This window comes from Pigmentiphaga sp. NML030171 (assembly GCF_002188635.1).
Classification (GTDB): domain Bacteria; phylum Pseudomonadota; class Gammaproteobacteria; order Burkholderiales; family Burkholderiaceae_B; genus Pigmentiphaga; species Pigmentiphaga daeguensis.
The window spans coordinates 79,988-91,724 of sequence record NZ_NINX01000035.1 but is presented as its reverse complement, the minus strand read 5'-3'; the positions used below and the strand labels follow the sequence as shown (position 1 = coordinate 91,724).

Sequence of the window (11,737 nt, the reverse complement as noted above, 5' to 3'; positions counted from 1 at the left end):
TCACAAAGGCAATGCCAGCAATGTGTCGATACGCGAGCTGTCACAGACCACGATGCGCTCCGCGAAAGCCGGCTTGGAGGCTCTAAGCGAGACCACATCGCGATAGACGCCTGCCGCGAACATGGACATTTCACCGGTCCGCATTGTCCGCACCACCAGAAAGCTGGTTTCGGCATGAATCAGCGGGCCGTCAACCGACAACACCACCGGACGCCCCATGACGTGCCGGTAGCGTTGCCCCTCGTAGACATTCGCCTCGCGCAGCGACTTGACCCGATCCGCCAGCATTCCTCTGGAGTCGGCACATAGCACGCCAAACGGATAGCCGCTTTGCTCGTTATCGATCGAGGTGATCTTGTAATTGCACTGTTCTTCGAAGAAATCAGGCCAGCGCTCCAGCTCGTCCCTATCTATGGCTCTGCCGTAGTCTTCCATCAAAGCCGCCAGCGCGGACACCAGATGTTCTTTGTTCTCTTCCATCTCACAGTCCCATATGGTTACGGTACTCTTTCCAGAAACCCCGGATAGAGGTCTCGGAAGCACGGGAAGACGAAGACTCGGCCCCTTCTCCCCCCATAAGAACCACAGACTCGGCGTCGTTGGATCCAGCGATTCCTCGTTGGACGAATCCACCCACAGCACCGTCCTCCATCGAGACGTAACCAGCCGGCCCCACGAGGTTGGAGTGCTTCATGCGCAGCTTCTGCAGGGCCTCGTCGTCATCCGTGAAACCTATGAGCGTCCACACGAGGTCTGTGCGGTCCGGGCCCTTCGGAACGATTTGCCGAACGGCCAAGCTGTTGTGAATCGCCTGCAACACGAACCCCGGAAATATCGACAGAATCTGTACGTGGCAACCGTCGCCGAATTCGTCAACGATGTTGAGAACGCTCTTGTCGTTAAGAAGAAAGTTCTCTTCCTGATTGCTGCGCAACCCTTCCTTCTTGAACTCGTCGTCCTGGCCCCCGCTATGGCTCAGGGAATAGCTGACATGGTGCCCGCCGCTTTCGGCCACGATCACCCCTCCTCCCTGCGAGAGCCGAGAGACCTTGAACGTTGCGAAAAAGGTATGCAGCAAGCTGGAGTGGTACGTATCTTTCGCGTTCTCGAAGTAGAGCTTCCAATTGTTGGGAAGCGCCTGGGTGTACTGGCCGTAGATTCGCAGCGGCTTGTGCAGAACCCGCTTCACCCGGCTGGCGACTTCGTCACCCAGATATTCTTCAACAGGCGGAGTCTTCTCACTCAAGGTTCCGAAGATCAGACCACAGTACACTTCGACACGCAGTTTTCGCGGCCCGTGGTCGGCCGTATCGAAACTGTCCGGCATACCGCCGGCGCCATTCACGCCGCGGCGGAAGGCCACCGTCTTGAGATTGCCCTGCAAATCATGCGTCCATGCGTGGTAGACACACGTGAACTTGCGGGCCTTGCCCTTGTTTTGCAGGGCCAGCAACGAGCCCCGGTGCGAACAACGGTTTTCGAACGCTCGGATGACGCCGCCCTCATCACGGCATACGATCACCGGCATGTCGCCGACAAACGTCGTCTTGTAGTCCCCCGACTCGGGCAACTCTGCCTCTAGGCCGAGAAAGCTCCATGTATCGCCTTGGTAAATGCGTTCTTGTTCCTGTCGATAGATCGCATCGTCTCCATAGACCCAATAGGGAACGCGGGTCAGATCTCCTTTTGTCCACTCGCGATACTGCATGCTGCACCTCCGATGACTGATTTGCCGTGTGTTGTTATAGGATTCAACTCGACTCGCGCATGAATGCCTGGACAGCCTGTCCCGTCTGCAGGCTGTGCGCGCGCAGCAACTCGCAAGCGCGGTCTGCATCCCGGGCCAGGACGGCATCGACGATTGCGGCATGCTCCTGAGCCACGTTCCGCTGGGGCGGCCGCTCCTTGAGGAACAATCTCCGGAACCGATCGGACTGGTCATGCAGCACGGAGCAAAACTGCGTCACCATCGGCATGTCGCAGCCCGAGACCAGGCAAAGATGGAATTCACGGTGCGTCCGCTCCCACTCGTCCAGGAACGGGACGAAACCGTCGCGTTGCTCGATCCGGGTGAGGCGATGAAAAACCGCGACAAGCTTTTCTTCCCAGGCCAGATCGCCCAGCTCGATCGCATGGCGTAAGGCAAACGGCTCCATATGGGCCCTAAGTGCCGTGACTTCGGCCAGCTTCTTGATCGACGCTTCGACGACACGAAAACCGCGCTGGTCTTCGGCAACGACAAAACCCTCCGCCATCAGGCGAAGCAACGCCTCTCGAACAGGGCTGAGACTGACGCCGTACTGCTCCCCCAGCGACTCCAGATGGAGCCGCGACTCGGGGAGCACCTCGCCGGTCAGGATCGCTTCCCGCAGACGGGTAGTGAGGGTAGTCGCAATGCTGGTTTTAGAACTTGCCATGCTTGGCCTCTCCGCGCCCTTAGCTTCCCTTCAGGGTTTCGGCCAAGAGCAATTTCGAAATCACTTTAGTTTTTTGCATCCTATCATCACAAATCGAATCAGACAAATAATTTCGAATTTATTGACAAGAATATTGAAACTTCATACAGTGGCCGGCATAAAGCCAAGGAGACCTCCATGCCACGCAAAGCCGCCATAGCACTAGCCCTCAGCGCAGCCTTCACGGCCGGTGCTGCCCATGCCCAATCCCCCTACCCTGATCGTCCCGTGAAAATCGTGGTGCCCTATCCCGCCGGCGGGTACTACGATCACGTCGCGAGAGTCATCGCGGAAGCGCTTCGGGCGTCGCTCAAACAAGGCTTCATCGTCGAGAACAAAGTCGGGGCGAACGGCATCATTGGTGCCACCCAAGTGGCCAAAGCTCCGGCCGACGGCTACACACTGCTGCTGGCCGCCGTAGGACCCAATGCCATTTCCCCCGCGTTGACGCCCAATCTGACGTACGACCCTATCGCGGACTTCTCGCCGATTTCTCTGCTCGTTTCCGCACCGAACGTACTCGTCGTACCGGCATCTTCGAGCGCGCGGAATCTTGCAGACCTGGTTGCCGCCTCACGCAAGGCCCCTATGAACTATGCGCATAACGGGGTCGGCAGTTCCGTGCACCTGGGGATGGAGCTATTGAAGGGAGCAACGGGTATGCAAATGGTGGGGGTGCCCTATCGCGGCAGCGCCCCTGCAGTCGTCGCGGTGATCGGTGGAGAAGTCCAGGCGTCGTTTGGCTCGGTCCTGGACGTTCTGCCACAGATCCAGGCGGGACGGCTACGCGCGCTGGCGGTCGGCAGCTCCACCAAGATCGCCGCCATCGGCGGCGTTCCGACAGTCGCGGAACAAGGCATCTCCGGCTTCGAGTCTTCAGCCTGGAGTGGTTTGATGGCTCCCGCGCGCACCCCCAAGCATATCGTCGACACACTCAATCGTGCCGTCAACAGCGCGCTGAAAGACCCCGCCGTCGTCAAGCAACTATCTCCCGGCGGAGAACTTCAGACTCTGGGAGGCAGCCCGGAGGAGTTCGCCTCTTATCTGAAGAGCGAACTTGCAAAATGGCAGAAGGTAGTGACGGACAACGACATCAAGACAGACTGAGCCGTGCCGCACGCGACGCCCTGTTCAACCGTTCCGGAAGACAGGGACGGTTCGAACGCGAAGCAGATCTACCTCTGCCGCATGTCCGACGTGCGCGAAGGACGCCCCGCATCGGTCGCCGTACCGGGGCTTTCGCGCCTGGTGATCTTCCAGGTAGGGCACGCGTACTTCGCTGCCCATGATCGTTGCACGCATGGCAACGCATTGCTCAGCGAAGGCGCGCAAATGGGGAGCGTGGTTTATTGCCCGCTGCATGGAGGAGCGTTCGATATCGCTAGCGGAGCTGCGATATCACCCCCCTGCCGTACTCCACTCTCCCTTCTCCCCATCCGTCTTGAAGGTGGAGGCATCTGGCTTTGCCGAAATTGGAAACAGCCTTGGGCCTCGGAGCGGTAGAGACGCAACGCCCCGACTCTCACCCTCGATACTGTTGTTCTTCTCGTACCGTCACAACGGTACGGGAAACAACTCCTCCACCGTCATGGGCCGCGCGATCATGTCCTGGCGCAACAGGTAGCGCAGCAGCGTCTCCAGCGCCGGCCGGTTCGGCTCGACGCCGTAGACCCAGGGATCTCCGCCTGGAAACAGACGCTTCATCTCTTCCACATCCTGCCGCATCCACGGCAGCATGCAGGCCAGCGTCCCGGTATCTTCCAGCCGCCGCCAGGCCGCGCGCCTGGCCGACTCGAAGGCGTCGAACAGGCTGCGGGCCACGAAGGGATGGCGCTGCAGCACGTCCCTGCGAATCACTACCAGGTGCATGATGGGGAAAATGCCCGTGCGCGACAGGTATTCGCGCTCCACGGCCCTGAAGTCCGGGAAGAGCCGCTCGACGTTGCCCCGGTCCAGGGACGCGGGCAGGCGGGAACCGAGGTACGCGTCGATGGCCCCCTCGTCCAGCAAATCGCTCAGCGACCGTCCGTCGTCGTTCCGGACGATGTCGACCGGCTTGAGCAGGGGCGGCGCCTGCGGATCGCCGTGGCTGCCGGTGCCGTTCACCGCCCCCTGCACCCACTGGACGTTCGAAAAATCGACGCCGTATTCCTCTTGCAGCACGCCGCGGATGTAGACCGCCGCGGTCATCGTGTAAAGCGGCACGCCTATCCGCTTCCCGGCCAGATCGCGCGGGCTCGCGATGCCCGCGCCGCGGTTCACGCACACGTAGCCATGGCGGAACATGCGCGACGGGAAACCGGTATGCCGACGAACCGGTCGTCGCCGCGCGCCAGGCCGCAGGCGTATTCGGACAGCGACATTTCCCCCGCATCGAACTCCAGGTTGGCCATGCGATCGAAGATCGAGCGGGGGTCCAGGTCATGGACATACTGCAGGTCGACACCCGGCACGTCGACTTCCCCCAGGACCAGGGGCAGCGTCCGGTCGTATAGCGTGCAGGCTCAATGCGCCCACCATTCCCGGGCGGCCTGCTCAAACGTCAGGGCCTCGGGCGCGCTGGCCTGCTGCTTGCGCGCCGCCACTGGATCAGCTCCCGAAGCCAGGATCTTCCGCCCTTCTTGGTGCCGCTCGCGGGCCTGAGCCAAAGAAACGTCGGGATAGACGCCCAGCGCCAGCACCTTTTCCTTGCCCTGGTAACGGTATTTCCAGCGCCAGTACTTGCCTACCTGGTTGACCAGCAAGTACAGCCCTCCTCCGTCCGCCATCTTCCGGGGCTTGTCCTGGGGCTTCGCCTGTCGCACGGCGGTATCTGTGAGCGGCATTGGGGGTATCTGTGAAGACGGGGTATCTTGATGATACCCCCAGAAATACCCCCAAATACCCCGGCTGTAGGCGAACTCTGGCGAACCGTTCCGGGCAAGAAAAAACCCGCATCGCCTTAGCTGATGCGGGTTTCTGGACTTCTACGAACTTTGGCGAATCACCAAAAATCGATAACTGGCGGAAGCGGTGGGATTCGAACCCACGATGCAGTTTTAGCCGCATACTCCCTTAGCAGGGGAGCCCCTTCGGCCACTCGGGCACGCTTCCGAAAGAGCCGGCAGTGTACCACGGTCCGAGGGGGGATCCAGCCGCTGGCGGCCGAAAAATTTGCAGTTTCCCCTCGCGGCCGGGTGCCCCGCGGCCCCGCTTTTACTGCGCGGCGCCCTGGTCCAGGCCGAACGCCTTGTGCAGCGCGCGCACGGCCAGTTCCATGTACTTGTCCTCGATGACCACCGAGGTCTTGATCTCGCTGGTGCTGATCATCTGGATGTTGATGCCCTCTTCCGACAGGGTCCGGAACATCAGGCTGGCGATGCCGGCGTGCGAACGCATGCCGATGCCGACGATGGAAACCTTGCAGACCTTGTCGTCGGACACGACTTCGCGCGCGCCGATGGCCTGGACCACCTTGCCGTTCAGCACGTCCAGCGCCTTCTTGAACTCGCCGCGGTTGACGGTGAAGGAGAAGTCGGTGGTGCCGGCGACGGACTGGTTCTGGACGATCATGTCGACGTCGATGTTGGCGTCGGCGATCGGGCCAAGGATGGAGAAGGCGATGCCGGGCTTGTCCGGCACGGCCACGACCGTGATCTTGGCTTCGTCCCGGCTGAATGCGATGCCGGATACAACGGCGGCTTCCATTTTCTCGTCTTCCTCAAAAGTAATCAGGGTGCCCGACTTCATTTCTTCGTCGAGCGAAATCATCGGATCGGTCAGCGACGACAGCACGCGGGTGGGCACGCGGTACTTGCCCGCGAACTCGACCGAGCGGATCTGCAGGACCTTGGAGCCCAGCGAGGCCATCTCCAGCATTTCCTCGAACGACACGACGTTCAGGCGCCGGGCCTCGGGCACGACGCGCGGGTCGGTGGTGTAGACGCCGTCGACGTCGGTGTAGATCAGGCATTCCGCGGCCTGGAGCGCGGCCGCGACGGCCACGGCCGACGTGTCCGAGCCGCCCCGGCCCAGGGTGGTGATGTTACCGGCGTCGTCCACGCCCTGGAAACCGGTGACGATGACCACGCGGCCGGCATCGAGGTCGGCGCGGATGCGGGCATCGTCGATCGACGAGATGCGCGCCTTGGTATAGGCCGAGTCGGTGCGCACGGGCACCTGCCAGCCGGCGTAGCTGCGGGCGTCCACGCCCTGCGCCTTCAGCGCCATGGCCAGGAGACCCACGCTGACCTGCTCGCCGGTCGAGGCGATCATGTCGAGCTCGCGCGGATCGGGCTGTTCCTGGATTTCCTTGGCCAGGCCGATGAGCCGGTTGGTCTCGCCCGACATGGCCGAGGGGACCACCACGATCTGGTGCCCGGCCGCGTGCCATTTGGCCACGCGCCGAGCCACGTTCTTGATGCGCTCGACCGAGCCCATCGACGTACCGCCATACTTGTGAACGATTAGTGCCATTGTCTTGTGTCGCTTAACGCATGCTTGTGCCTGGGCTGCCGCGGAATGGCCTGCCAAGCCGGTTTGGCCAGGAAAAAGGCTAACCATAAATGGTAGCCCAGCTGCGCCAATTCCGCAAAACGGCGGGATGTTGCCACCCCGTCCCCCTGGGCGCGCGGACCTCGGCCCGCCGTCAGGACGTCACGGTGGCGCCGGGATGGTCGGGCACCCATTCCAGGCGGATGCCCGGCGAGGCCTGCGGCAGCCGCGCGTCGGCGCCCAGCCCCGCGGCGTAGGCCATGATCTCGCCGCGGTACAAGAGCGGCAGTCGCTCGCGTTCCCAGGTGGGAATGCCCCGCTCCTGGTAGAGATTCTTCAGGCTGCGGCTGGGGCTTTGCGCCGTCACCTTCAGCCGTTCGCGGCCCCGGCGCCAGCGCATGGTCAAGGCCGTGTTGCGCAGCCAGTCCGGGGCGATGCCCGACTCCTCGACCGCGAACACCAGCGTGCCGCCCATGGCCTCGAGCCGGATGGCGGGTTCGCCGGCCCATCTGAATTCCACACTGGCCGCCTGTACCGCCAGCGGCGCGCGCTCCCTGCTCTCCACGATGACATGATCCCGATAACGGCGCACCTGCCTGTCGCCATGGCGCAGCAACAACTGCCTGTCGTGCGCCGCGTCCTGCAATTGCCTGGCCATTTCCCGCAAGCGGGCTTCCGGCGGCGCGGCCACGTCGTGGCCGGCCAGCCAAAGCCGCAGCACCATCGCCCTGCGCGCGGGCCCCAGCCGGTTCAGTCCCGACAGGCGCAGCGCGCTGCCGTAGGGGGGACGCTGTTCCTGGATCGCGTCCAGGTCGGACTGCGCCACTTCCCTCAGCAAGGCCGCCGTCTCGGCGGACCGGCGCGCGTGGCGGTCCAGGGTATTGCGATACCCCGGCCAGTGGCGCTCGATGGCGGGCAGGATTTCCGCGCGCAGGATGCCCCGGGCGTAGCGGGCATCGAGGTTGCTGGGGTCCCGGACAGCCTCGAAACCGGTGCGCGCCGAATAGGCGTGCATGAACGCAAGTATCCGACTTCTGGGCACCGCAAGCCAGGGACGAAGGTAACGAATCCCATCCTTGCGGGTTTCCCCCGCCATCGCTCCCATGCCGTCGGTGCCCGCGCCGCGCAGCAGGCGCAGCAGCACGGTCTCGGCCTGGTCATCCAGGTGATGGGCAAGCAGGATGGTGTCGATGCCGGTTTCGGTCGCCATGGCGGCCAGGGCGCGGTAGCGGGCCTCGCGCGCCGCGGCCTCGGTGCCGGCTGGATCGGCGGGATCCACCCGCACCCGGCGCACGTCCAGCGGCAGGCCCAGGCGAACCGCCAGATCGGCCGCCAGTCCGGCCCAGGCATCCGCGTCGGGATGCAGGCCGTGGTGGACGTGGAACAGCCGCATTGCCAGGCCCCGCCGCGCGGCCCATTCGGCGGCCTTCACGGCCAGCGCGGCCGAATCGGGGCCGGCGCTCAAGGCCACGGCGAACCGCCCTTCCAACGGCGGCATGGCATCCAGCGCCCGGCCCAGCAGCTCGGACGCATGCAGGGCCGCTACGTCCGCGCCGGCGTCAGGACTGGACGGTTTCCTTGAAGCGGCCATAGGCCATGACCCGCTCGAGACGCGTGGTGACCAGGTCGCCGGCCTTGACGCCCTGGAACTGGCGCAGCGCGTCGGACAGGGCGCGCCGCAGCAGTTGGGCCATGTGCTTGGGATCGCGATGGGCGCCGCCGACGGGTTCGCTGACGATCTTGTCGACCAGGCCCAGCGCCTTCAGGCGATGCGCCGTGATGCCCAGCACTTCGGCGGCTTCGGAGGCCTTCTCCTGGCTGCGCCACAGGATGGACGCGCAGCCTTCGGGCGAGATGACCGAGTAGGTGGCGTATTGCAGCATCAGCACGCAATCGGCCACCGCGATGGCCAGCGCCCCGCCGGAACCGCCTTCGCCGATGATGGTCGTGATGATGGGAACCTGCAGTTCGGCCATCGCATACAGGTTGTGGCCGATGGCCTCGGACTGTCCGCGGGCCTCGGCGTCGATGCCGGGATAGGCCCCCGGGGTGTCGACGAAGGTGAAGACCGGCAGGCCGAACTTCTCGGCCAGGCGCATCAGCCTCAGGGCCTTGCGATAGCCCTCGGGCCGCGGCATGCCGAAGTTGCGTGCCGCGCGCTCCTTCGTGTCCCGCCCCTTCTGGTGGCCGATGACCATGCACGGCATGCCGTTGAACCGCGCCATGCCGCCCACGATGGAACGGTCGTCGGCGAACATGCGGTCGCCATGCAATTCATGGAAATCGGTGAAGATGTCCCGCACGTAGTCCAGCGTGTAGGGGCGCTGCGGATGACGCGCCACCAGGGCGGTCTGCCACGGCGTCAGCTTGGAATAGATATCCTTGGCCAGCGCCTGGCTTTTCTGCTGCAGCCGGCTGATCTCCTCGGAGATATCGACGGCGGAATCGGCCTGCACGAAGCGCAGTTCCTCGATCTTGCCCTCGAGCTCGGCCAGCGGTTGTTCGAATTCAAGAAATGCGTTGCGCATCAGGCCCTCCCAAGGGGCAGCGGACGCCCAGGCGTCCAACTTCGTTCATCACCAACTCAATCACTCCAACCCCTCCACCCACCCGGTGTGCAGACCCAGGATGCGGTGGATCCGGCTCCGCCGGTCCACCCGCATCGCCCCCCGGGGGGCGCGCGTCAGCGCGTAGGGGGGGCTATAAACTTTTCCACAAATACCACGTCGCCACCGTGCACCACGGCTTCCAGGCCTGGGCCACTTCCCTGGCCTCGAAGCGCGACACGGGCTCGCCGCTGAAATAGTGCAGCGAAATGGCGCGCAGCAGCCCCGGGTCGTCCAGCGGCAGAATATCCGGCCGCCGCAGATTAAAAATCAGGAACATGTCCGCTGTCCAGCGACCGATGCCACGAATCGCGGTCAATTCGGCGATCACGGCCTCGTCGTCCATCTCCGTCCACTGGTCGGGATGCACCAGGCGCTGCTGGAAATGGGCGGCCAGGTCCAGCAGGTATTCGGCCTTGCGCTGCGACAGGCCGGCCTCGCGCAGGCCGGCCAGGCCCAGCTTGCCGACCACCCCGGCGGTGACGCGGCGGCCGCAGGCGGCCAGGCAGCGCTCCCAGGCGGCATCGGCGGCCTTGGTCGAGATCTGCTGGCCGATGATGGCGCGCGCCAGCGTCACGAAAGGCTCGCCCTGCGTCGCGAGGTGGACCTCGGGATGCAGGGGGATCAGTTTCTTGAGGATACGGTCGCGCTTGAGCAGGTGCGCGACCGCGGCGTCCCAGTACGGGGGCTTGTCGGTGCCGGCGAAAGAGACGGCGGGCACGGACCCTCCCGGCTCGGCCGTGGCATGGAGCTTCATGTTCAACATCTGGTGTTCAGCGATTCGCGGCACTCAGGCTCGACGCCAGACGGTCACGCCACCCGGCTTGTCCTCGAGGACGATGCCGTCGGCCAGCAGTTCGGCGCGGATGCGGTCGGCCGCCGCGAAGTCCTTGTCCTTCTTGGCCTGCGCCCGTTGGGCGATGCGAGCCTCGATGTCCGCCGCGCCGCCGTCCTCGTCGGCCGCCTTGCCCTGCAGGAAGGCGCGCGGCTCCTGCTGCAGCAATCCCAGCAGGCCGCCCAGGGCCTTGAGCTGGCCCGCGGCGCGGGGTGAGGCCGTCTTGTTGACCTCGGCTGCGAGGTCGAACAGCACGGCGATGGCTTCCGGGGTATTGAAATCGTCGTCCATGGCGGCCCGGAAGGCTTGCCCGGAGGGGTCGTCCCAGTCGGCGCCCAGCGCGTCGGGCTCGGCATTGCCCAGCGCGGTGTAGAGCCGCGTCAGCGCGGCCCGGGCATCGGCCAGGTTGTCCGCGGCATAGTTCTGCGGACTGCGGTAGTGGCTGCGGACGACGAAATAGCGGACCACCTCGGCGTCGTAGTGCTTGAGCGTGTCGCGCACGGTGAAGAAGTTGCCCAGCGACTTGGACATCTTCTCGGCATCGACCATGAGCGGACCGCAGTGCATCCAGGCGTTGGCCAGCGTGCCGCCGTAGGCGCCTTCGCTCTGCGCGATCTCGTTCTCGTGGTGGGGAAACTTCAGGTCGGGCCCGCCGCCATGGATGTCGAGCGGCATGCCCAGCAATTCACGGCTCATGGCCGAGCATTCGATGTGCCAACCCGGGCGTCCCGGCCCGTAGTCCGACTCCCAGCGGGACTCGGGCGGTTCGGTGGGCTTGGCGGCCTTCCACAGGACGAAATCCAGCGGATCGCGCTTGGACGCGTCCACCTGCACCCGTTCGCCGGCCCGCAGGTCGTCCAGCGACTTGCCGGACAGCTTGCCGTAGCCGGGAAACTGGCGCACGGCATAGTTGACGTCGCCGTCGTCGGCACGGTAGGCCAGGCCCTTGTCCTCGAGCAGGCGCACGATCTCCAGCATCTTGCCCACGTGCTCGGTCGCGCGCGGCTCGAAGTCCGGCGGCTGCACGCCCAGCGCCTTCTCGTCCTCGTGCATGGCATCGATGAAGAAGCCGGTAACCTCGGAAATGCGCTTGCCGGTCTCGACCGCCTTGCGGATGATCTTGTCGTCGATGTCGGTAATATTGCGGACGTAGGTGACCCGGTAGCCGCTGGCGCGCAGCCAGCGCTGCACCACGTCGAAGCTGATCAGCATGCGCGCATGGCCGAGGTGGCAATAGTCATATACCGTCATGCCGCAGACATACATGCGCACGCACCCCGGTTCCACCGGTTGGAAAGGTTGCTTGGCACGAGCGAGCGTATTGTAGATATGGAGCATGGGTAGGACCACCCCCTACGCGCTTCGCG

Annotated in this window: 13 protein-coding genes and 1 tRNA gene; 2 read left to right on the top strand and 12 right to left on the bottom strand. The window is 64.3% G+C overall.

What is annotated here, in order from left to right:
• The 3 genes from CDO46_RS15065 to CDO46_RS15055 are packed head-to-tail and all read right to left on the bottom strand — an operon-like array spanning nucleotide 1 to nucleotide 2,417.
• Entirely contained in the window at nucleotides 1-480 is a 480-nt protein-coding gene (locus CDO46_RS15065; RefSeq protein WP_243724548.1) for an aromatic-ring-hydroxylating dioxygenase subunit beta, read from the bottom strand.
• A gap of 1 nt (nucleotide 481) precedes the next feature.
• Nucleotides 482-1,708 carry a Rieske 2Fe-2S domain-containing protein gene (locus CDO46_RS15060; protein ID WP_087839302.1) on the bottom strand — a complete coding sequence of 409 codons (1,227 nt, stop codon included), beginning with the start codon at nucleotides 1,706-1,708 and terminating at the stop codon, nucleotides 482-484.
• Nucleotides 1,709-1,751: 43 nt separating this feature from the next.
• Complete coding sequence (locus tag CDO46_RS15055; protein ID WP_087839301.1) at nucleotides 1,752-2,417, bottom strand: GntR family transcriptional regulator; 666 nt, start codon at nucleotides 2,415-2,417, stop codon at nucleotides 1,752-1,754.
• 177 nt (nucleotides 2,418-2,594) lie between these two features.
• Between CDO46_RS15055 and CDO46_RS15050 the strand changes: the two genes are divergently transcribed.
• Both CDO46_RS15050 and CDO46_RS28825 read left to right on the top strand, forming a co-directional pair.
• Entirely contained in the window at nucleotides 2,595-3,563 is a 969-nt protein-coding gene (locus CDO46_RS15050) for a tripartite tricarboxylate transporter substrate binding protein (protein WP_087839300.1), read from the top strand.
• A gap of 3 nt (nucleotides 3,564-3,566) precedes the next feature.
• Nucleotides 3,567-3,959 carry a Rieske 2Fe-2S domain-containing protein gene (locus tag CDO46_RS28825; RefSeq protein WP_369597221.1) on the top strand — a complete coding sequence of 131 codons (393 nt, stop codon included), beginning with the start codon at nucleotides 3,567-3,569 and terminating at the stop codon, nucleotides 3,957-3,959.
• A gap of 51 nt (nucleotides 3,960-4,010) precedes the next feature.
• Here CDO46_RS28825 and CDO46_RS15040 read toward each other — a convergent pair whose 3' ends face one another.
• The 9 genes from CDO46_RS15040 to cysS all read right to left on the bottom strand — a co-directional run bounded on the left by CDO46_RS15040 (nucleotide 4,011) and on the right by cysS (nucleotide 11,708).
• Complete coding sequence (locus CDO46_RS15040; RefSeq protein ID WP_140416868.1) at nucleotides 4,011-4,742, bottom strand: ABC transporter substrate-binding protein; 732 nt, start codon at nucleotides 4,740-4,742, stop codon at nucleotides 4,011-4,013.
• On the bottom strand, nucleotides 4,715-4,909 hold the full coding sequence (locus CDO46_RS15035; RefSeq protein ID WP_087839297.1) for a hypothetical protein: 195 nt from the start codon (nucleotides 4,907-4,909) through the stop codon (nucleotides 4,715-4,717). The genes CDO46_RS15040 and CDO46_RS15035 overlap by 28 nt, the downstream gene beginning before the upstream one ends.
• Before the next feature lie 51 nt (nucleotides 4,910-4,960).
• Complete coding sequence (locus tag CDO46_RS15030; RefSeq protein WP_087839296.1) at nucleotides 4,961-5,281, bottom strand: Arm DNA-binding domain-containing protein; 321 nt, start codon at nucleotides 5,279-5,281, stop codon at nucleotides 4,961-4,963.
• 176 nt (nucleotides 5,282-5,457) lie between these two features.
• Nucleotides 5,458-5,549 (bottom strand) — tRNA-Ser (locus CDO46_RS15025).
• 102 nt (nucleotides 5,550-5,651) lie between these two features.
• Nucleotides 5,652-6,911 (bottom strand): aspartate kinase, encoded by a 1,260-nt coding sequence (locus CDO46_RS15020; RefSeq protein WP_087839295.1) that lies wholly within the window; start codon nucleotides 6,909-6,911, stop codon nucleotides 5,652-5,654.
• Nucleotides 6,912-7,083: 172 nt separating this feature from the next.
• Nucleotides 7,084-8,520 carry a tRNA lysidine(34) synthetase TilS gene (gene tilS / locus CDO46_RS15015; protein ID WP_087839294.1) on the bottom strand — a complete coding sequence of 479 codons (1,437 nt, stop codon included), beginning with the start codon at nucleotides 8,518-8,520 and terminating at the stop codon, nucleotides 7,084-7,086.
• A complete protein-coding gene (locus tag CDO46_RS15010) occupies nucleotides 8,489-9,457 on the bottom strand; it encodes an acetyl-CoA carboxylase carboxyltransferase subunit alpha (protein WP_087839293.1) in 969 nt (322 codons plus the stop codon). The genes tilS and CDO46_RS15010 overlap by 32 nt, the downstream gene beginning before the upstream one ends.
• 172 nt (nucleotides 9,458-9,629) lie before the next feature.
• Nucleotides 9,630-10,292 (bottom strand): DNA-3-methyladenine glycosylase, encoded by a 663-nt coding sequence (locus tag CDO46_RS15005; RefSeq protein ID WP_087839523.1) that lies wholly within the window; start codon nucleotides 10,290-10,292, stop codon nucleotides 9,630-9,632.
• A gap of 33 nt (nucleotides 10,293-10,325) precedes the next feature.
• Nucleotides 10,326-11,708, bottom strand: a complete 1,383-nt coding sequence (cysS, locus tag CDO46_RS15000) for a cysteine--tRNA ligase (RefSeq protein ID WP_087839292.1) — start codon at nucleotides 11,706-11,708, stop codon at nucleotides 10,326-10,328.
• Nucleotides 11,709-11,737: the final 29 nt, after the last annotated feature.